Consider the following 21,128-nt stretch of genomic DNA (forward strand, 5'->3'; position numbering starts at 1 on the left):
GTGATTAATTAAAAAACCATAGCGCCACTTTAGATCTATATTGATTTAAAATGACTCGCCGTATCAATTACCTTAAATACCTTTCTAAATGAATTCCTTGATTATTAAATTACAAGATCGACTTAATGGGCTCTTCCCTGGCCTAATTGTTGTTGGGACAATAGCCGCAGCAGCAGGATTTCTAAGCCTTCACTACAAAGCCCCAGTGATGCTCTTTGCACTCCTAATTGGTATTGCCTTTAACTTTCTAGCAACCGATGAGCGATGTGCTCAAGGTATAGAATTCTCAAGTAAAAAAATTCTTCGCTTTGGTGTTGCATTATTAGGCTTCAGAGTTACGCTTGATCAAATTTTAGGTCTTGGTGCGAATGTACTTTTACTTGTTCCAATTCTTGTGCTTTCATCGATTGCAATTAGTTGGTTCATCGCGAAGTTGATGGGTAGGCGTTATCTTTTTGGACTTTTAACCGCGTGCGCTGTTTCAATTTGCGGCGCAGCTGCTGCGCTCGCTGTTGCTTCCGTGCTACCTAATTGGAAAGATAGGCATCGTGATACTTTATTTGTCGTTGTCTGCGTAACAGCGCTCTCAACCTTTGCGATGATAGCCTATCCTATTTTGTTTTCAGTAGGGGGCTTCAGTGACGTTGAGATTGGTATCCTTATTGGCGCAACCATCCACGATGTTGCGCAGGTAGTCGGCGCTGGCTATGCTGTGTCTAATGAGACTGGTGATGTAGCTACCTTTATTAAGCTACTGAGAATTTCAATGCTACCGTTCATTGTTATTATTATTGCGCTTTTATTAAAGGGTGATGATGAGCTTGGTACTATTAGCCCTAAAGCATTCCCATGGTTTGCCCTTGGCTTTGCCTTATGCTTGATTGTAAATAGCATCGGATTCATACCTCAAATGTTAACGGGGTTTCTTGCGGACGTCTCGCAATGGTTTTTAGTGTTCGCTATTGCAGGGCTTGGCGTTTCCACATCACTTAAGTCGATGATGGAGCTAGGCGGAAAATCAATCGCACTTATGGTCTTACAAACTGTCGCTTTACTTGGTATTGCAGTTCTCGCTGTTTCAACGGACTTCATCTAACAAAGGAGAGAATATGAAGGTTTTAGAGGTTTTAGATGCTGAATTGGTTTTGGTGGATTTAGAGGTAAATTTGGGAAATAAAAAGCAAAATAGCCCAACGCTTTGTGCTCGCTACAACGGAAAAATTATTCCCTTAAGTACTCCAGATGGAAGGCCAATCCTAATGAAGGAAGATAACGCTATAGAAGGAGACTCAGTAGTTAAATAAACCACTCTGACATGACGAACTTGTCTTTAATTGGCATAACAGAGATCCATTTGTTGTTTAGTAAATTTTTAACGCTTGTCTTATTGAGTAAAAATTACCAACGGCTATGAATATCAGCCTTAATCAGATCATCATAAACAGCATTAATAGTAGGCAGTAAAGATGAGATTTCTTTAAGATCTGATGCTTTTAGGTTCATTAGGGCCTGTGATTTGTTTTTTGCTCCTGGGATAACAACGCTAACTTCATCGTGCATTAAAATCCACTTTAAAGCCAAGTCTGTTAATGAATAATTATCTGGAATTAAGCTTTTTAGTCTTTCAACAGCTTCTAGTCCTTTCTTGAAGCTTACCCCAGAGAAAGTCTCACCAACATCAAAAGCATCACCATTAATATTGTAGTTTCGATGATCATTTGAAGGAAATTTTGATCTTAAATTCATTTTTCCAGTCAAAAGACCACTTGCTAGAGGTACTCTTGCAATAATTCCAACGCCTCTCCTTGCGGCCTCTTTAAAAAATATTTCAGCAGGTTTCTGTCTAAATATATTGAATATAATTTGTATACTTTTCACGTTCGGAAATTGTATTGCATCCATCGCCTCGGAGACTTTTTCAACGCTAACCCCATAGTTGGCTATTTTTCCGAGCTTAACAAACTCATCCATCATTTCATAGGTTTCTTTTTTGGGGCAGATTTCGCTTGGAGGGCAATGTAATTGAAGCAGGTCAATACAATCTACCCTTAAGTTGATTAGAGATCTATCAATAAATTTTTCAATGTTTTTAAAGTTGTACCCTTCAGGAGAATGGGGGTTTAGGCGCCTTCCAGATTTTGTCGCAACAAATATTCTTTCTGATGTGGAATTTATAAGCTCACCAACAAACTTTTCACTTCTTCCATCCCCATAAACATCTGCAGTATCAAAAAAGTTTACCCCATTGTCAAGAGAGGTTTTTAACACTTCTCTTGCATCTTTAGGTGATACTTCTCCCCACTCAGAGCCGATTGCCCAACAACCTAGGCCAATTTCTGATGTTTTCCATCCAGTATCTGAAAAATCTCTGTATTTCATTTTTGATTTGAAGCCTATTAAAACTACTTTTTACCACCAATAACTTTTACTATATGTTTTTAATTTAACTCAAGTACTTCAGAGTTGTTAATTAATAAAAACTTGTATCGTATCTAAATCATCCTAGTCGCATACCAGTTACAAAATGAGGCAACGTTTTCTTCCATTAGAGGAGAAAATTGACCCTGCAGTGATGGTGAATTTCGAAGCCCTTTATGTTGATTCTCTAGAGCAATAATGTCCTCAGACATGGCGTCATCAAGGCGCTGATAATAGGCCTGAGACTTTTCGTTAAAATCAGGTAGCTCTGTTGTACTTTTTGGAAAACAAATGCTTTGACGTATTTGGCAGCGCTCTGAACTGATTGGAGTGGCCTCATAAACCCAGATCGCCTCTTGGCTGGCTGCAAAAGTCATATTTGGAAAAATCCAGCTATACCGAGCTCCAAGGCTCCATGGCTCAGTTAAACTCATCATTTTTGGTAAAGCGCTGAGTTGTTGAACTTCAAGTAGGGCGCCAGTTCCAGAGGTAAGTCCAAACTGACTCGCATAGTCGCCCAATGTAATGTCTGACTCTTCAGGCTTCCAATAAAGATTATCGATGCTGGTTGGGTGCACGTTATTCAGGTGGTAGTATTCATTAAAAACATCTAAAAATGCCTTCCAATTGCACTGCACTTCAAAGGCTTGACGCCTTGTTGTCACAAGATCGTTCAATGCCCAAGGTTTATGAAGTTTTGCAAAATCGCCTAACTGATTCTCTAAATTTGTGGACTCACTCCCAATAAAAGCAAACAAAAAGCCTTCTACTTCTTTTAGGTCATACTCAATCAGTGAGTGTTCTGAGAAATCAAAATTTGGATTTTTATCCATCTCTTTGGCGTGAATGAGGACTCCATCTTGTGAATATGTCCAGCCATGAAAAGGACAACTAATTGCTTGGCATTGTCCGTTACCCTCTAACAACTTAGCGCCGCGATGTCTACAGGTATTTGCATATAACCGTAAAGCTTTATCTTGATCGCGAATCAATAAAAGTGCTTGACCGCATAACTCTAATGCTTCATATTCACCCGGAAGCATCAATCTATCTGCCCGACCTAACCCCAACCATTGATCTGTAAAAATACGTTTTTTTTCTTGTATATAAATAGAATTCTGCCAATAGAATTCAAAAGGGAGGCTCCTTCTATGAGGAAGTGGTAAAGAGCATAGCTTTAGATTTTTTATTAGTTTATTTTCAATTTTCTCGCTGTTTTTCATCGTTAATTGCTTTAATTGACTTTTAAATAATACATTGTTATTTTGAATTACATTGGAGCATGAGTCTACCCATAATAAATATTTTGATAAACAATATATTAAATAGGATTACAATATAACCTCAACTATTTTTTTAATTACAGGGGAGAGTAATTTTGAAACACTTATACAAAATGCATTCAATAGGTTTGCAAAAAATAATTCCAGGTGTGCTTTTGAGCTTTTTTGTTACATTAGGCTTCTTTAGCCAATCGTCAATAGCTGCAAGTCACAAGGTTCTTAACTTAACAATACTTCATACAAATGATTTTCATGCTCGTTTTAGGCCTATCAGTAAGTACGATAATAATTGCTCTGCTGAGAATAATGCTGAAGGAAAATGTTTTGGCGGCTCCGCTCGTCTAATTACAGCAATTGAGGATGCACGCTCAAGACATGAAAATACAGTACTTTTAGATGGCGGTGATCAGTTCCAAGGGACTCTTTTCTATAACCTTTATAAGGGTAAGGTTGCAGCAGAAATGATGAATAAACTTGGTTACGATGGAATGACTGTTGGAAACCATGAGTTTGATGATGGCCCAGAAACCTTAAGAGCATTTATGGATGCGGTTAACTTTCCAGTGCTTATGGCAAATGCAAATGTTGATATGGAGCCAGAACTTAAGGGCAAGCTACAAAAATCAACGGTCATAGAGAGAAGTGGTCATAAAATTGGACTTATAGGCCTTGTTACAGAGGACGTTGTTGATATTTCGAGTCCTGGTGATAATATTATATTCACGGATGCTATTACTGCTGCGCAAGCCGAGGTCGATTCTTTGACAGCAGCTGGAGTTGGCATAATCATACTTATGTCACATTCTTCATACGAAATTGATAAAGAAATTGCAGCCAACACAACAGGTATTGACGTGATTGTTGGTGGTCATGATAATGCTTATCTATCAAACATTAGCGATAGAGCAAAAGGACCTTATCCAACCGTTGTTAATGGCACTCAAATTGTACAAGCTTATGCCTATGGTAAATACTTAGGTGAGCTCTCAGTTGTCTTTGATGATGAAGGTGAGGTTATCTCTGCAACAGGTGAGCCAATTACGATTGACGGCTCTGTCAATGAGAATAGTCAAATAGTTGCTCGCTTAGATGAATTAGAGAAGCCAATAACAGATCTTAAAGAAACTCTAGTTGGAAACGTTTCTAGCTCTTTAAATGGCGATAGAGCTGTATGCCGAGTTCAAGAATGTGATATGGGTAATATGATAACGGACGCAATGAGAGCGGCAGGAATGGAAAAAGGTTATTCGATTGCTCTTGCAAACTCAGGAGGCATTCGAGCCTCTCTTGATGCTGGGCAGGTTACACTTGGTGAGATAATGACTATCCTTCCTTTCCAAAACACAATGTCAACCTTCAAGGTTACGGGTAAGCAGTTACTTGCAGCGATTGAAAATGGCGTGAGCCAGGTTGAGGATGGTTCGGGCCGATTCCCTCAGGTTTCTGGAATGCGTTTCTCATTCGATGCGTCAAAACCTGCTAATGAAAGGGTGACTTCAATTGAAATCCAAGAGAGTAATGGGTCTTTTAGTGCACTCAATCTATACGGTACATACGGTATGGTTTCTAATAACTTTATTCGTGCTGGTGGTGATGGTTATAAAATGTTCAGGTCTGCAACAGATATCTATGACTTCGGTCCAGATCTAGCCGATGTTGTTGTTGATTATATTAAGGCAAATCCAGGTTACTCAGGTTTCACTGATAATCGAATTACGCAAATAAAGTAATCTAAAAAGGCCCTTAATTGGGCCTTTTTTTATCCATCCTTATTTTTTATGCAATTTAAGTAATGTGTCAAAATGACCTATTGTATAAGGGTTTAAAAAAATATATTATAAATTAATGGGTATTTAATATTGTTTTTAAGGTATATTTTTCCGCAATAGCTAATGATTAGTTATTATTATTGTTAATTTAATATATTTAGGGAGTTCTTATGGACGATATGAGTTTATTTTTACAAGCTGGCGATTTTGTTGGCGTTTCATTCTGGATAGTGTCTGTGGCGATGGTTGCTGCTACAGTATTTTTCTTTTATGAAGGTATGGCAGTAAATAAAGAGTGGAGACTGTCAATGACAGTTGCAGGATTGGTAACGTTGGTTGCTGCAATTCACTACTATTATATGAGAGACTACTGGGTAGCTTCGGTTATCGCAGGAGCTCCTGATTCTCCAATTGTATACAGATATATTGATTGGTTAATTACTGTCCCATTATTAATGATTGAATTTTTCATCATCTTGAAAGCAGTCGGCGCTTCAGTGTCAACTAATTCTTTCTGGAGACTATTAGCTGGAACTATGGTAATGCTGATTGGTGGATTCGCAGGTGAGGCGCATTTAGTATCCGCTTCTGTCGGGTTTGTCGTGGGCATGATAGGTTGGGCTATAATCATCTGGGAAATCTTCGGTGGTGAGGCTAGTAAAGCAGCTGAGGCAAATGCAAGCGTAAAGTCTGCATTCAATGCTCTTAGAATTATTGTTTTAGTAGGCTGGGCTATTTATCCTCTTGGATATGTCTTCGGATATATGATGGGAAGTGTAGATGCTGGAACTTTAAACATTGTTTACAACCTTGCAGATTTTGTTAACAAAATCTTATTTGGTTTAATTATTTGGAATGTTGCAGTGCAATCAAGCGCAGCTGGCAGCAAGAAGAAGTAAGCATAACTTTACATAAGTTCATAAAAAGCCCTCTTCATTGAGGGCTTTTTTTTAGCTTTTTGTTAATAGACCGAATTTACTACAACTTATTTCTTCGACACCTTTCACTGCAATAGAGGACGCTCTCCCAGTCTTTACGCCATTTTTTTCTCCAGGTGAAAGGCTTATTGCAAGTTTTACAAATCTTCTCTAATTTCATTGAGTATGGGCCTTAATAAATTTTTCTGCCTCGCCAAAGATCAGCTCTTTTCTTTCTTGTGACATTCTGTCTAATAGTTTGGGTTGAAGGGATAATCTGGGGTTAGATTCATAAAACTTTCTATTCTTTTGGATAAACCTCCAGTAAAGTCCGTCAACTGTATTGCACCATTCACCTTTTTTGTAGTTACTCATTTTAAGTAGGTAATTTGAACCACAAGTGTAAGGCTTGGTTGACATTAGGCCGCCATCAGAATAGGTTGCCATTCCGAACACATTTGGAACCATAACCCACTCGGAAGAGTCAATATACATTTCCATAAACCACCTGTATATTTCTTTGGGATCAATTTCGCAAAGATTCATCAGGTTGCTTATGACCATAAGTCTAGGTATGTGATGGTTGTATCCATCTTGTATTGCAGTAATGATAGAATCATCTAAAGGCGCTATTCCAGTTGAGCCTTCGTACCAGCTTGAAGTTAACTTGCCCGTATGTCCCCAATAGTTTTTATTTAATTGGTAGTCACCTTTTGTTTGATATACGCCTCTGATAAACTCACGCCAACCTAAGACTTGCCTTATAAAGCCTTCCAATGAGTTCATGGGGATTTGATAAGTATCAGCGCTATCTAGTAGGGTTTGAATAACTTTTTGAGGAGACAAAAGTCCTATATTCATTGAGGCGCTGATGCAGCTATGAAACAAAAAGTTTTTGCCTTCTAGCATTGCGTCTTCATAAATACCAAAATTAGTCATTCTCTGCTTTAAAAAATCTTCAAATTGACTCTCAGCGTCACGTCGATTAACAGGAAACCATGGATTATCAAGGCTTCCAGGGTGGTCATTAAAATGCTGCATAATGAGGCTACAAACTTCATCATGGTGTAACGATTGCTTATTATTTGGCAGATCAGGAATCAAAGTATTAGCAGGAATTTTTTTTCGATTTTCTGCATCAAAGGACCATTTACCACCCAAAGGCTTGTTGTTTTCCTCCATCAAAATATTGAATTTTTTCCTTGCGTGCTGATAGAAATTTCCCATTCTAAGGGCTTTTTTATCCTTCATTAGTGAATAAAGCTCTTCCCTAGAAAACATAAACATTGGTGATTGGTGAACTTTAAACTTAACATTGCTCTTAGTTAAGCCTTTAAATAATTTAGTTTCAAAGGCCTTGTCTTCAATTTCAAATACATTTACCTGTTCTATTTCATTATCCAAAACGTAATCAACAAGACACTCTAGATAAGATTGATTTTCAATTCGATCATTTAAGGCAAAGTATCCAACAGAGATGCCCAAAGATTCTAGCTCTTCTTTGTACTCACGTATTGCACATAGAAACAAGTAAAGCTTGAGTTTGTGATGTTTTTCATAGCTGCAAAGATCAAAGTCTTCTGCCATAAAGACCTCATTACAGCCCAGCTCTTGAAGTAATTTGGGCTCAAAGAGTTGGTTTCCTAGAATTACAAACATGCTTTTCATTTATGCTTAATTTTAGTTAATTAATAGCTATCAAATTTTAAAGCATCAAGTCATAAATTATTGATTTTATTCACTAAAAAATGTATAAAAAAAACGGATTATAAGTTCACCAAGTCTTCACTATTTCTTTACGTACCATCTATATAATATTTTGTTGAAGTTAAAGTAAGAGAAAATTATGGATTCGTTTTTAAATTTCCTTGTACGTCAAAAAAAACTCGCACTATTATTTACGTTGTCAATTGTCGTATTAGGCTTTATGACGCTCCAAAAAATTCAGCGTGATACTTACCCGGTTATTGAATTTGATCGGCTCTCAATAAATACTTCTTACCCAAGCGCCTCTCCGAGAGATGTTGAGAAGAATATTACTAACGTAATTGAGAGCAAAATAAAGGGAATTTATGGAATCAAAGAGCTGACATCTACTTCATCTGAAGGGACATCTCGTATAAATATTGAAATTGATGAGGATGTTGATGATATCCAAGAGGTGAAGGCTAGCATTTCTGAGGCGGTCAATGAAATTGAAGACTTGCCAGAAGACGCTAATGACCCATTAGTAGTTGACAGGACAAGTACTGAGTGGCCAATCCTTACAATAGTAATCGGTGGAGATGACATCAATGTCGAGACTGCTAAAGCCATTGCTAATAATATTGAGAAAAATCTTTCTTTAATTGATGGCATTGCGAACATTAATATTGGTGGAGATTCTGAAAGAGAGGTACAAATCAGAGTTAATCCAGAAAAGCTTTTACAATACCAACTCTCTTTTGATCAGGTAAGGAGCGCCATCGCTGATCAAAATATACGCTCTGCTATTGGTGATAATAATCAAGGAAGAAATCAAAAAAATATCGTTATTATCTCTGAATATCAAGACAAAGAGTCTTTAGAGGACGTTGTTGTAAAGTCCAGCTATGATGGGCCAACAATTCTATTAAAGGACATTGCCTCAATTGATGAAGGTGAAATTGGTTTCAATACAATTACTCGAATTAATGGGACTAAGGGCTTCGTCCTCAAGGTTACAAAAACAGAAAAAGCAGACGTTATTAGAACCATTGAAAAAGTAAGAGAGACTTTGGATGTACTTAAAGAATCATACCCTTCAAATATCAATTTAATTGTTACTGATGACAGATCAAAGCCAGTATCTAACCGATTAAATATTGTAACTAACAATGCCTTAGTAGGGCTAGCCTTAATTATGGTTGTTTTAGGCTTATTTTTATCTTTTAAGACTGCATTCTGGGTTGCTATAAGTATTCCTGTGACTCTTTTAGGGACGGTTGCTTTTCTTGGCTTTGTAGGCGAAACAATTAACTTAATCTCATTAATTGGAATGGTCTTAGTCTTGGGCTTAGTTGTGGATGACAGCATTATCATTGCTGAAAGTATTCACCACTATAAAGAAAAGGGGGGTGATGTCTATCAAAATATTGTTGATGGCTTTAAAAGGGTAATCATGCCTGTTGTTACGACTATATTAACTACAATCCTTGCAATATCAACCGTTTTAATAATGAGTGGAACGACCGGTAAATTTATATACATATTACCTATTACTGTTATCTGCGCTTTAACGTTCTCATTTCTTGAAGTGAGTATCGCTCTGCCTGCGCACATGTCTGGTAATAAAGTCAGCAAACAAAAAACATGGTTTAAGCCTGTCGAAAGATGGTTTGAAAAAGTGCTAGTTGTAATCCTTAGGTGGCGCTTTATAGTTTTAAGTCTTTTTATTGCGCTTCTTGCATTCAGTGCCTATGTTGGCATGAAGGAAATTACTTATATTCAGTGGCCATCGAGCGGCACAAACTCGATAAATATGCGCATTCAAACGCCACTTGGAACTCCCGTTGAAACAACTGAGCAGTCCATCATTAAAATTGATAATATTATTATGGATAAGGTGGGTTCAAACCTAGACTTTTTTACGAGCACAATTGGTTCAAGAGCCTCTAATCGAGCATCGATTGCCATTACCTTGACGCCAGCGAATGATCGCGCAATCTCTGCTAAAGAAATTATTGAGATCCTTAAAGAAGAAACCAAGGATATTGAAGGGGTTTCAAGGATTAACTTTAGAACAAATAGAGGTGGCCCGGGTGGAGCTTTAGATATCGAGTTAAGTCTAATTGGAAGTAATGATGTTCAGCGTCAGGCCGCTGTTGACCAGCTTGAAAAAATTCTTAGTAGTTACGACGGAGTCAGCGACATTGATCGTGATGACGATTTGAGTAAAAATCGAATTGAAGTCTTGTTGGATTATGAGTCAATGGCAGGGTTAGGAATTCAATACCAGCAGGTATATAGCCACTTAAGAACCATATATTCTGGGATGGACGTTTCTGATGTTGATTTTAATAACACCAAGCTAAGCGTCAAAATGTATCTTGGTGATAGCAATTATTCTGATGACTATATTACAGAAACCTCTATCAGGAATAATCAGGGAAGGATGATCCCAATGTCTCAATTTGCAAGTGTGGTTGAGACTCCAGGTGATCCAAACTATAAGCACTTGAATGGTGAGCGAGTTGTTAAGGTAAGTGCGGCAGTTGAAGACTCAGTAACCACCGCTCAATCTGTCTCAAAAAGAGCACTTGAGGAGCTTGATTTGATTAATAATTTTCCTGAAGTTCGTGCAATAGAAGGGGGGAGCTCATTTGAAGCAAAAGAGGCTTTAAGTGATTTTACTTTGGCACTAGGGTTTGCTGTCTTTGGTATATTCATGTTAATAGCACTTCTTTTTAATTCATACTCTCAGCCGTTGTTAGTTATTCTTAGTATTCCTTTTGCTTTGATTGGTGTAGTTTGGGCTTTCTTCTTTCACTCTGAGCCATTTAGTTTTTTTGTTTTATTAGGGGTCTTAGCACTAGTGGGAGTTGTGGTAAATGATTCTTTAGTAATGATCAGCCACCTTAATTTTATTAAGCAAAGTCAAGACAAAGAAAGTTCTTCAATCCAGTGGATTGCGATGGGCGCTAAAGACCGACTAAGGGCAGTAATATTAACGACCCTTACAACGCTCGCAGGTGTGTTGCCGCTTATCTATGGTTTTGGAGGTAAAGACGCATTCTTGCAGCCAATGGTTATGGCGCTAGGGTACGGCTTACTATTTGGTACTTTTGTTACTTTGATACTTCTTCCTTGCCTTTATTCTTTAAACTTAGACTTAATTAACTGGATTAAAAAAATAAAAAATAGTCTATTGAAAACATGACACCCAAACAAAAGCACTATGTCTTTGTAATTGGGGGGGCCAATATTGATCTTCAGGGGTCTAGTGATAACCCGCTTTTATTAAAAGATTCAAACCCAGGTGAAATATCAATGTCTTCAGGAGGCGTTGGAAGAAATATTGCTGAGAACATGTCTAGGCTCGGTATACCAACAAAAATATTTTCATATGTCGGATCTGATGCTCTGGGAAATTTTTTAATTGAGTCCACTCAAAAGGCGAATGTCGACACTTCATACATAAATAGGCATCCCACATTGCCAACCAGTCAATACCTGTCGGTTCTGGATGATAATAACGATATGCTGGTGTCAATCTCAGACATGAGAATTATTAATGAGATGTCAATTGATGACATTAGAAGCCACAAAGATGTCTTAAATCAAAGCTCTTTGATTGTAATTGATACAAACATCCCAGTTGATGTCATTGAGTATGTAACTGAAGAATTTAGCCATATTCCCCTGTTTTTAGATACAGTATCGATTGCAAAGGCATCAAAGATAACGCACCTTATTGGTAAATTTCATACCGTTAAGCCGAACAGGTTAGAGTCTGAGCTAATTACTGGCGTTAAAATTACAGATCAAAGCTCTATGCATAGCGCTGCAAAAAACATGTTTGAAAAGGGCTGCAAACAAATCTTTATTACTCTGGGTGACGAGGGTGTGTTTTATTATGACGGAAAAGATTATGGGATGTTTAATCAAAAAAAGATAGATGTAGTCAGTGCAAATGGAGCGGGAGATGCTTTTGTGGCTGGAATGGTTTATGGTTTTTTAAATTTAAATGGCATTAAAGAAACAGTAAAATATGCATCAGCTGCTGCGTTGATAGCATTAAAGAGTAAAAATACTATCAGTGATCAGTTATCAGTAGAAAATGTAGCACTATTATTAAAGGAACAGAGCAATGAAGCTGAATGATTATTTAGATTTTCACCCAGACGTTGAAAATGCACTAAAAAATAACCTGCCAATTGTTGCGCTCGAGTCCACTATTATCTCTCACGGGATGCCTTATCCTAAAAATGTAGAGACTGCGTTAATGGTTGAAGAAACTGTTCGATCAAATAATGCCGTTCCAGCAACGATTGCAATTATTAAAGGGCGCTTAAAAATAGGTCTTACTGAAAAAGAAATTGAATTATTAGCAACGAATGACGAGATTAAAAAGATCTCCAGGAGGGATCTTGCTGTTGCTGTTTCTCAGCAATTATCTGGCTCAACAACAGTTGCGTCAACAATGATTATTGCAAAACTTGCAAATATAGCGGTATTTGCAACAGGCGGAATAGGAGGGGTTCATAGAGGCGCTGAAACAACGCTTGATATCTCTGCAGATCTTGATGAGCTTTCAAGAACAAACGTTTGTGTTGTGTGTGCTGGGGTAAAGTCTATACTTGATATTGGGTTAACTCTTGAGTATCTTGAAACCAAAGGCGTTCCTGTTATAGGCTATAAAACTTCTGAGATGCCAGCTTTTTACTCCACAAAATCTGGCTTTAATGTTGACTACAGAATTGATGCAGCAACTGATATTGCAGGCATACTTAAAACCAAATGGGATCTCTCTATTGATGGAGGTGTATTAGTCACAAACCCTATTCCAATTGCATTTGAACTTGAATCAAGCGTAATGAATGAGGCAATAAATCTAGCTATTATTGAGGCTGATAATGAAAATATTACAGGCAAAAAAATAACGCCTTATTTGTTATCAAAAGTTAATGAAATTACTAAAGGTAAAAGCTTAGATGCCAACATCAAGTTGATTAAAAATAATGCAGACCTAGCGGCAAAAATTGCGGTGCATTTTTCAAAGAAGGATTAGTTACTCTTTTTCTCTTACGAAAAAATTAAACAATAGAATTATTGATACAAAAAAAAGTATCAATAGTACAAGGATTCCCTGGTCCGACCTGAAATACTTTTTAATAGAAGCAACGGTTTTATTCATTGTTACACTCTCGTAACTAGTTTGAGTGCTTAGCGCAGGCTCTTTCTTGATGGGTACTGCTTCTATAACTTCTTCTATATTTTCATTAATCTGCACCTCAACTGACTCATCTTCTTGAAGAAATTTTGGACTTTCATCTGTCACCTCATTCAGAGAGTTTAAGGGAAGCACTTGGTCTCTATCATCACCTCCAGCAAAAGAGAAGCTGACAAAAAAGAAAGATACAAATAGGAATAAAAGTATTTTTTTCATAGAGCTTATAATAATATACCTTTTAGATAAAAATAATAAAAATTATGCTTAATAAATTAAGGATAATTTAATGTAATTCTGTTACTATATTAATTAATTAAATCGGAGAAAATTATGGCAACTTATGAATGTAGTAATTGTGGAATGGGCGTTAATGCAACCTGCGCTAAATGTGATGAGCCACTTGTAGATGGCTTACTTAAGCTTGATGATGGCGGTGAAGTTCAAATCTCTGAGTGTCCAAATGGTCACGGAAAAATAAAATCACCAATGTGCTGTGGTAATGATATGAGCTGCGCGATTTAAAAGCATTTTAAAGCTATTCCAATGACCCCTAGTATTAGTAATACTAGGGGTTTTATTTATTAATAATTTAGAACACTCATCTCTATGAAAAGTTTACTTGCTCCAGAAGAAATTAAACATTTTAAGCGTGATGGTGCAGTCTTAATAAAAGGTAAATTTGATAAACAATGGCTAGACAAGCTAAGAAGAGGTATTGATGAAGATATCAAAAACCCCAGTCCAAGGTTTGAAAGGCACACCAAAGATATAAATGCACCTGGTTACTTTGAAGATTTCTGGACCTGGAATCTTTATAAGGACTTTAAAGACTTCGTTTTTAACTCACCAACTGCAAAAATAGCATCCGAGCTCTTGGAAGCTAAAAAAATAAACTTAGTAATGGACAACTGGTTTTTTAGAGAAGCGGGATCAAAGTCTGGCGCTCCATTTCATCACGACATCTCCTACTTTGATTTTGAGGGCTCAATGTGTGTTCTTTGGCTTCCACTAGAACCTGTATCAAAGGAAGAGGGGATTGCTTGGATTAAAGGCTCCCATCTTTGGGATAAGCTGTTCATTAGAACGCGATTCAATGAAGGACATCTTGTAGATGGAGAGGCTGGCATTGTCAATGGTAAAACTTATGATATTACGCCAGATATTCTTAATAATAAAGATGATTATGAATTTCTTCAGTGGGACCTTGAACTGGGAGATTGCATCTTTTTTGATATGCGTACGCTCCACGGAAGCTTAAATCAAGTAACGCCAAAAAAAGATATTCATCGATACACCTTAAGAATGGCTAAAGAGGGCTCTATGATTGAATATCGAGGTGATTGGGCCCAAGAAGAAAGAGCAATGATGGAGGCAAATGGGTATCAAAATGGTGATGATTTGGATGGCAAAATGTTTCCAACTTTACATGAAGAAATATAATTATGCATCACTTAGGATTAACATTAGCTTAAAAGCTTACTGTTAAATAACAACTCTCCTAGAAAGCGCCCAGGCATTAGCGTAAAAAATCCTGCAATTATTAATCCACCAACATAAAGATAAATCATTAAATAACGATGTTTTTTTGTTTCACCTTTTTTTATTGCAATATAGGCTGCTGGACAGGTATAGATCGTCAATACACATAATAAATGTATAAGCCCAAAATGATTTAAAAGCAATCTTGGACCAGCAAATGCTGGAATAAATAGCGCAATAGATGCAGTTGTAAGCATCAATAGTAAGTAGATTTTTCCAAGAAATTTATGCTGAGTAGAGCCTTTTCGCCTAATCATCATATAGGTTCCAATTGCAAATGCAGGCAGAATTGTTGCTAGATGCGCATACACAAGTGTGTAATAATTTAAAGGGTACTCAATCATTATTAAACTACCAAAAAGAGGCTAATAGCTTTCTTTAAATGGTTTTTAAAGCGTTGATCAGGTTGCTAACATCCTCATGGGTGTTGTAGTGAACCATACTCGTCCTAACAACGCCATCATCCGTATCAATTCCAAGTGCCTTTAAACAGCGCCATGCATAAAAGTTATCGTTTCGAGTAGCTATGCCTTTCTGAACCAGATCGCTACTTAATTCTTTGGAAGATTTATTATTCATAGTGAAGGCAATTGTAGGTGCTCTGTCTTTGTTACTTATTTTGGTTTTTCCTATAAGATTGATGTCATCTCGAGTGTTAATATAATCCAGCAACGGGTTTGCTATTTCCATCTCATGCTTAGCAATCAGTTCATTAACAGCTTCAATTTTTCCTCTAGTTGAAGCATCTTGGCCAGGGAAGTGATGTTCATATAAGTTGTTGAAGTACTCATAAACGCCTATTAAACAAGACAATTCTTCATGGTTTGGCCCACCTGGATTAAGTGTGTATGGAACATCTCCTTCAAGAAATTCGTGATTTTGATTAGGTAGCTTATTTAGAATGTCTTTTTTTCCATAAAGAAGGCCAAGGTGTGGGCCAAACGTCTTGTAGAGACTAAATGCGTAAAAATCGACATCTAAGTCCTTTACATCTGGAAAGCCATGCGGCGCATAAGATACGCCATCACCAACAATATAAGCATCATACTCATGAACCAATTTTGCAATCGACTTAAGATCATTTATCGAGCCAACAATGTTAGAGCAATGGGTAACAGCTACTATTCTAGTTTTCTCTGATAAGAGGGCTTTTAAATCATCAATGTTAAGTTCAGCTGTTTCTGGATTGATTTGCCATTCTTTAATAATCATTCCATGCTCTGCTAGCCTTCGCCATGCGCCAACGTTTGCCTCATGGTCTTGGTTTGTAACGATGACCTCATCACCTGGCTTAAGGAGGCTTCTCATTGCATTAGAAAGGACATACATATTCATTGTTGTTGAGCCACCTATAATTATTTCATCAGTTTTTGCATTAATCATCTCAGCAAACAGCTTTGTGGCCTGGTCCATATTGTCACCAGCAATGGCAGACGTATCAAATTCAGCATAGGGCTGTACTTTGGTAGATGTCATAAAGTGGTTTAAGTGTTCTATAACGTTAGTCGGAACGTAGCTTCCTCCCGCATTTTCAAAGAATGACCATTTCGAACTTTTAGGGTCACTAAAAGCTGGGAATTGCGCTTTGACGTAATCGACGTCTAATGAGATATTGTTACTTGGCATTGGAGCTCCTTATCAAAAAAAAATACTACTAGGCAAATCTAATTTTTATAGTCTGCTTCTTCTTTATCTAAAATTCTTTTTAAAGCATCAAAATGCATGTCTGATGCGTCATATTTTTGCCATTGCGCGGCAGTTTTTGTGGCAATCTTGTGTGACACTTGGTGCAATGCTTTGCCTGTTTGGTAAGCACCAATGAGTGTTTCACAGGATCTCTCAAAATAAAAAAGGTCATCAAATGCTTTGGCAACTGTTTTTGCAGCAGTTAGAACGCCATGGTTACCCATTAACATTACCGAGTTATCCCCTAATATGGTGCTTAATCTCTCTGCTTCTTCACCAAGACCCATGCCGCTATATTCATAATCTATAGATACTTTTTCATAAAAGCGCATAGTATTTTGATCAATCGGCTTCATAGTTTTATCCTCTAAGCAGGATAAAATTGTTGCGTACTTAGGATGGACATGAAGAATACACCTTGCTTGAGGATTATTTCTATGCAAAGCGCCGTGTATTGCCCAAGCAGTTGGATCAGGAGCATTAGGCTTAGACATTATAGATTCATCATTTGAATCAACAAGAATAAGGTCACTTGCACAAATCTGTGAGAAGTGCATTCCAATAGGATTTAGAAGAAATTTTGAGCCATCTTCTGAAACTGCCAAACTAAAATGATTTGCTACAGCTTCATGCATATTAAGCCTTGCAGCCCAGCGAAAAGCTGCTGCAAGATCCGAACGTTCTTTTCTGAAGTCATTAGACATAGTTGATAAGTTTAACTGGAAGCTGATTAAATGGCAAAAAAAAACTAGGTAGCTAGATTAAATTAAGTCTGAGGTGTTCCAATTGTAGTAGTGTAGCTGAACATATCCGCTCTTCCTGTTGTAATTCGGAACTCAACTAGCCCTTTATCTTTTGCATAGGAGTGACGATTTAATATTACAACTGGATCACCTTTATTGATATGAAGAATTTTTGCAGTTTCATCATCTGCAATGCCTGCAGTCAAAACTTCTTCAGAGGAGTTAATTTGAGTATCAAATTCTTTAAAAATAACAGCATAAAGAAGGTCAGGTATATGAAGTGAAGGTTTTTGAAGCCCTTCTACAACGTCAGCAACCCACCAAGATTTTTCAATAATTATAGGATTTTTTTTATCAATATATCCCCTTCTTTCTAAATAAATAACATCATCACCCTGATTTATACCTAATTGAAATGAGATCTCAGAGGTCGCTTTAACTTTTTTTCTAATAGGGGTAGTTTTGTAAATTCGAATTGATGATCCAGTCTGGTTTCCATAACTAAAGAAATTAAAAATACTGTTATCAAATCCATAGTCAGATATATAAGTTCCCTTGCCATGATGACGGTAAAGAACTTTATTGTGTTCAAGTTTATCAATAGCTTTTCTGACAGTACCAATGCTTACGTTAAGTAATTTTGAAAGTTGCGACTCAGATGGAATTAAATCACCAATGGTCAGGTCACCACTGTTTATTTGACTATTTATATAATCTATAACAGTTTGGTATAGCTTTTTATTCATTTTAATAAGACTAACTTTTTGTTAAATTGTGATGACAATAGAGCAATCAGTATACTCATTTAGTTTTGTACTTTTTAGCATTAAATATTTTTTGTTGACTTTTATATATGTGCCGTGTACGATGTTTTACACATATATATGAGTTTCATTAGACATATATATGAATAAATATATGTTTTTATTAAATTGGCTACATAATGGAATTTTTAAACTACTTTGATAATGTCTTCACTGTTTATCATATTGCTCTTCTGGTAGGAGGGACTTTTGCTGGTATTATCCTTGGGGCACTTCCAGGGCTAAGTCCAACAATGTCTGTGGCACTTCTTATCCCATTTACATTTCATATGAAACCCGAAAGTGGGCTTATATTACTTGGCGCTATGTACACAGCAACCGTTGCTGGAGGTGCAATTAGCGCAATACTAGTCAACGTTCCTGGAGCCCCTGCAAACATTGCAACTGCATTGGATGGTCATAAAATGGCGCAGAACGGTAAAGCTAAGAATGCCTTACATTACTGCTTTATTAGCTCATTTGTTGGTGGTATTTTTGGAGTATTTATTCTCATATTTTTTACTCCACCACTTGCTGCATTGTCATTAAAGTTTATGTCTACAGAAATGTTTTGGGTGGCAATTCTAGGTATCACAATTATTGCAACTCTGGACTCAAAATCAGTCATTAAAGGCTTGTTATCAGGACTATTTGGATTAATGCTTGCAACAATTGGAGAGCACCCTACAAATGCAGTTGAAAGATTTGTTTTTACAGATCATCTTGAAAGTGGAGTTCATATTGTTGTTGGGTTAATCGGTTTATTTGCAATGCCTCAAGTCTGGAATCTTTTAGAGAATTTTTACGCTAAAAAGAACCAAGTTTTTTCGGCAACAGGTGATTCAACATTAACCCAATCTTTTAAACTTGTTTTTAGCAAACTTAAAGCTTTATCGATTGGATCTATTATTGGCTCGGTAATTGGAATTATTCCAGGTGCAGGTGGTCAGATTGCAGGTATTGTTGCTTATGACCAATCTAAAAAGGTAAGCGCAAATAGGGAGAACTATGGAAAAGGCGAGCCTGAAGCAATTATTGCTGCTGAAAGTGCTAACAATTCTATGGTTGGCCCCTCTCTAATTCCACTTCTTACTTTAAGTATTCCAGGTAGTCCTACTGCTGCAGTTCTTCTTGGTGGATTATTAATTCATGGGATATTCCCAGGCCACGATATATTTACTAAAAATCCTGAAGTTATATGGACTTTTATTGATTCACTAATAATCGCACAAATTCTAATGTTGATTATTGGTTTATTTCTTAGTAGACATAGTAAATGGATTATGAAAGTGCCTGATAACTATATGGCAGTTGGAATTTTATTACTTGCTGTATTTGGAACTTATAGTATCCAAAATAACTATTCTGATGTTTTGATTATGTTTATATTAGGAACTCTGATGTATTTTGGAAGTAAAGCTGGATTCAGTCCAGTTCCAGTTGTATTAGGTTTAATACTGGGAACAATGACAGAGGAAAAATTTCTACTCGGTAACCTTATAGGAAATGCTAAGGGAAGCTCTTTTCAACACTTTACATCAGGAACAATCAATATTGTTCTAATATCGCTTTGTATTGCTTCGATTGTGTATGGAGTATATTCCAGTCGAAAATCTAAAAAAATTAAAGCATGAATAGTCAAGTCAAACTATCAACTGTTATTGTTACACTAGTTGGTGCCTTTCTAGTTTATTCATCATTTATTTTAGGTGATTCAGAGAACTATCTATTTCCAAGGCTTATATCAGCAACTATTGCTATCTTAACGATAATGCTTTGGTTTGAGAAGGGTGAGGCTGACAAATCAACTAATTTTAAAGATTTAATGCCAGGCATAGCAATCGCTTCAGCATTTATCTTACTACTAAAAATACTGGGCTTCTACTTAGCCTCAATGATCGTATTCTTTACGCTTGTAATGTACTACACCAAGCCTATGGAATCAAAAGACTTTTGGCGTGTGTTACTCATAAAATTGGGTGTCGCATTTATGTTTACTTTTGCACTATATGGATTGTTTACACTTCTTTTAAAAGTTCATACACCAGAAGGTTTGTTTTAATAAAAAAGGAGAAAAAATGAAAATTATTAATATAACTAAAGTGGCCTTGTTAGCTGTAGCATCGATGATGTTATTGCCAGCTCAGGCTGATTATCCTGAAAAGCCAATTGGCGTAATGGTAGCTTATGGACCTGGTGGAGCAACAGATTTCCAAGCTAGAATTGCAACATTAGCCTCAGGAAAGGCGGACCTTATTGGCCAGCCAATCTATATCCTAAATAAGCCAGGTGCTGGAGGAAGAACAGGTTGGAATTGGTTTGCAAGTGAAGCTTCACAAGACGGCTATATGCTTGGTGCTTATAATGTTCCACACTTTATAGCGCAGTCAATTGTATTTGATACTAAGTACAATATCAATAACCTTGAGCCAATTGGAAATTGGGGTGCAGATCCTGCAGTCTTGATTGTTGGTAAAGATAGTCCATTTAACACGGTAGGAGAGTTGCTTGCTCACGCTGAAGCAAATCCAGGCGCTGTTACAATTAGTGGCGCTGGAAAATTTGTTGGACACCACATCGCTTTCTTGCAGTTCGCAAAAGCATCTGGTGCAAATCTAACTTATATTCCTGCTTCGGGTGGAGTAGATGCTCTAAGAATGGTTAAAGCTGGAGAGACAGTTGCTGGCTTTAATAATCTATCTGACTCTGCAAGAAGTGCAGCTGATCTAAAGATATTAGCTGTTGCTGACTTAACGAGACATGACTACTTGCCAGACGTTCCTACGCTTATGGAAAGCGGTGTTGATGTTGACGATTCAAGTGTTAACTTCCGTGGGTTAATGGTCCCTTCTGGAACACCTCAAGATGTTGTGGATTACCTTGCGAGCAAAGTTCCTGCAATGTTTAATGAAAAGAAAACACAAGGAAAAATGAAGTCTACTAACTCGCCATCAAGAGTGATGTCTAGAGACGAAGTCATCGCCATGTGGAATGAAAGACAGGCATATCTTACTGAGCTCCTAGCGGGTCTCAAGTAAAGTAAAATTTGCTGAAATATTT

21 protein-coding genes are annotated in these 21,128 nt (G+C 37.0%); 12 read left to right on the forward strand and 9 right to left on the reverse strand.

What is annotated here, in order from left to right:
* Positions 1 to 88: 88 nt before the first annotated feature.
* Together ABXT51_RS04365 and ABXT51_RS04370 are read left to right on the forward strand one after the other, a co-directional pair.
* Positions 89 to 1,096: a YeiH family protein gene (locus ABXT51_RS04365; protein WP_416696277.1), complete on the forward strand. Its 1,008-nt coding sequence runs from the start codon at positions 89 to 91 to the stop codon at positions 1,094 to 1,096.
* Positions 1,097 to 1,109: 13 nt separating this feature from the next.
* Positions 1,110 to 1,304 (forward strand): hypothetical protein, encoded by a 195-nt coding sequence (locus tag ABXT51_RS04370; protein WP_416696278.1) that lies wholly within the window; start codon positions 1,110 to 1,112, stop codon positions 1,302 to 1,304.
* A gap of 94 nt (positions 1,305 to 1,398) precedes the next feature.
* Here the strand turns inward: ABXT51_RS04370 and ABXT51_RS04375 are convergent, their stop codons facing one another.
* Positions 1,399 to 2,379: an aldo/keto reductase gene (locus ABXT51_RS04375; protein WP_416696279.1), complete on the reverse strand. Its 981-nt coding sequence runs from the start codon at positions 2,377 to 2,379 to the stop codon at positions 1,399 to 1,401.
* 113 nt (positions 2,380 to 2,492) lie between these two features.
* The gene (locus ABXT51_RS04380) at positions 2,493 to 3,641 is read right to left on the reverse strand and encodes an aromatic ring-hydroxylating oxygenase subunit alpha (RefSeq protein WP_416696280.1); all 1,149 of its coding nucleotides are present in this window, start codon (positions 3,639 to 3,641) and stop codon (positions 2,493 to 2,495) included.
* Between the two features lie 173 nt (positions 3,642 to 3,814).
* On the opposite strand from ABXT51_RS04380, the gene ABXT51_RS04385 reads away from it, so the two are divergent.
* Together ABXT51_RS04385 and ABXT51_RS04390 are read left to right on the forward strand one after the other, a co-directional pair.
* Positions 3,815 to 5,431 (forward strand): bifunctional metallophosphatase/5'-nucleotidase, encoded by a 1,617-nt coding sequence (locus tag ABXT51_RS04385; protein WP_416696299.1) that lies wholly within the window; start codon positions 3,815 to 3,817, stop codon positions 5,429 to 5,431.
* A gap of 218 nt (positions 5,432 to 5,649) precedes the next feature.
* A complete protein-coding gene (locus tag ABXT51_RS04390) occupies positions 5,650 to 6,369 on the forward strand; it encodes a bacteriorhodopsin (protein WP_416679552.1) in 720 nt (239 codons plus the stop codon).
* Between the two features lie 79 nt (positions 6,370 to 6,448).
* Here the strand turns inward: ABXT51_RS04390 and ABXT51_RS04395 are convergent, their stop codons facing one another.
* Both ABXT51_RS04395 and ABXT51_RS04400 read right to left on the reverse strand, forming a co-directional pair.
* Positions 6,449 to 6,568, reverse strand: coding sequence for a DUF2256 domain-containing protein (locus ABXT51_RS04395; RefSeq protein WP_416653500.1), 120 nt, complete (start codon positions 6,566 to 6,568; stop codon positions 6,449 to 6,451).
* Positions 6,565 to 8,055 (reverse strand): cryptochrome/photolyase family protein, encoded by a 1,491-nt coding sequence (locus ABXT51_RS04400; protein ID WP_416696281.1) that lies wholly within the window; start codon positions 8,053 to 8,055, stop codon positions 6,565 to 6,567. The genes ABXT51_RS04395 and ABXT51_RS04400 overlap by 4 nt, the downstream gene beginning before the upstream one ends.
* A gap of 178 nt (positions 8,056 to 8,233) precedes the next feature.
* Here ABXT51_RS04400 and ABXT51_RS04405 point away from each other — a divergent pair, with 178 nt between their 5' ends.
* Genes ABXT51_RS04405 through ABXT51_RS04415 form a run of 3 tightly spaced genes read left to right on the forward strand, consistent with a single transcriptional unit; the run spans position 8,234 to position 13,135 of the window.
* A complete protein-coding gene (locus ABXT51_RS04405; RefSeq protein ID WP_416696282.1) occupies positions 8,234 to 11,284 on the forward strand; it encodes an efflux RND transporter permease subunit in 3,051 nt (1,016 codons plus the stop codon).
* A complete protein-coding gene (locus ABXT51_RS04410) occupies positions 11,281 to 12,228 on the forward strand; it encodes a carbohydrate kinase family protein (protein ID WP_416696283.1) in 948 nt (315 codons plus the stop codon). Before ABXT51_RS04405 ends, ABXT51_RS04410 begins: the two co-directional genes overlap by 4 nt.
* A complete protein-coding gene (locus ABXT51_RS04415) occupies positions 12,215 to 13,135 on the forward strand; it encodes a pseudouridine-5'-phosphate glycosidase (RefSeq protein ID WP_416696284.1) in 921 nt (306 codons plus the stop codon). The genes ABXT51_RS04410 and ABXT51_RS04415 overlap by 14 nt, the downstream gene beginning before the upstream one ends.
* On the opposite strand, the gene ABXT51_RS04420 is transcribed toward ABXT51_RS04415, so the two are convergent.
* Positions 13,136 to 13,513, reverse strand: coding sequence for a hypothetical protein (locus ABXT51_RS04420; protein WP_416696285.1), 378 nt, complete (start codon positions 13,511 to 13,513; stop codon positions 13,136 to 13,138).
* 114 nt (positions 13,514 to 13,627) lie between these two features.
* Here ABXT51_RS04420 and ABXT51_RS04425 point away from each other — a divergent pair, with 114 nt between their 5' ends.
* Entirely contained in the window at positions 13,628 to 13,819 is a 192-nt protein-coding gene (locus ABXT51_RS04425) for a hypothetical protein (protein ID WP_416677006.1), read from the forward strand.
* Positions 13,820 to 13,903: 84 nt separating this feature from the next.
* A complete protein-coding gene (locus tag ABXT51_RS04430) occupies positions 13,904 to 14,737 on the forward strand; it encodes a phytanoyl-CoA dioxygenase family protein (RefSeq protein WP_416693945.1) in 834 nt (277 codons plus the stop codon).
* 23 nt (positions 14,738 to 14,760) lie between these two features.
* Here the strand turns inward: ABXT51_RS04430 and ABXT51_RS04435 are convergent, their stop codons facing one another.
* From ABXT51_RS04435 to ABXT51_RS04450, 4 genes are all read right to left on the reverse strand, one after another.
* Complete coding sequence (locus tag ABXT51_RS04435) at positions 14,761 to 15,180, reverse strand: DUF2306 domain-containing protein (RefSeq protein WP_416693947.1); 420 nt, start codon at positions 15,178 to 15,180, stop codon at positions 14,761 to 14,763.
* A 34-nt stretch (positions 15,181 to 15,214) separates the two neighbouring features.
* The gene (locus tag ABXT51_RS04440) at positions 15,215 to 16,462 is read right to left on the reverse strand and encodes an aminotransferase class V-fold PLP-dependent enzyme (protein WP_416693949.1); all 1,248 of its coding nucleotides are present in this window, start codon (positions 16,460 to 16,462) and stop codon (positions 15,215 to 15,217) included.
* Between the two features lie 38 nt (positions 16,463 to 16,500).
* Entirely contained in the window at positions 16,501 to 17,226 is a 726-nt protein-coding gene (locus ABXT51_RS04445) for a class II aldolase and adducin N-terminal domain-containing protein (RefSeq protein WP_416693951.1), read from the reverse strand.
* A 62-nt stretch (positions 17,227 to 17,288) separates the two neighbouring features.
* Positions 17,289 to 18,011: a GntR family transcriptional regulator gene (locus ABXT51_RS04450; protein ID WP_416693953.1), complete on the reverse strand. Its 723-nt coding sequence runs from the start codon at positions 18,009 to 18,011 to the stop codon at positions 17,289 to 17,291.
* A 197-nt stretch (positions 18,012 to 18,208) separates the two neighbouring features.
* Between ABXT51_RS04450 and ABXT51_RS04455 the strand changes: the two genes are divergently transcribed.
* Genes ABXT51_RS04455 through ABXT51_RS04465 form a run of 3 tightly spaced genes read left to right on the forward strand, consistent with a single transcriptional unit; the run spans position 18,209 to position 21,106 of the window.
* Positions 18,209 to 19,702: a tripartite tricarboxylate transporter permease gene (locus ABXT51_RS04455; protein WP_416693955.1), complete on the forward strand. Its 1,494-nt coding sequence runs from the start codon at positions 18,209 to 18,211 to the stop codon at positions 19,700 to 19,702.
* The gene (locus tag ABXT51_RS04460; RefSeq protein ID WP_416693957.1) at positions 19,699 to 20,130 is read left to right on the forward strand and encodes a tripartite tricarboxylate transporter TctB family protein; all 432 of its coding nucleotides are present in this window, start codon (positions 19,699 to 19,701) and stop codon (positions 20,128 to 20,130) included. The genes ABXT51_RS04455 and ABXT51_RS04460 overlap by 4 nt, the downstream gene beginning before the upstream one ends.
* 16 nt (positions 20,131 to 20,146) lie before the next feature.
* A complete protein-coding gene (locus ABXT51_RS04465; RefSeq protein ID WP_416693959.1) occupies positions 20,147 to 21,106 on the forward strand; it encodes a Bug family tripartite tricarboxylate transporter substrate binding protein in 960 nt (319 codons plus the stop codon).
* Positions 21,107 to 21,128 lie beyond the last annotated feature (22 nt).

It is taken from the genome of Candidatus Pseudothioglobus sp. Uisw_050_01, assembly GCF_048085775.1.
In the GTDB taxonomy this organism is placed as follows: Bacteria; Pseudomonadota; Gammaproteobacteria; order PS1; family Pseudothioglobaceae; genus Pseudothioglobus.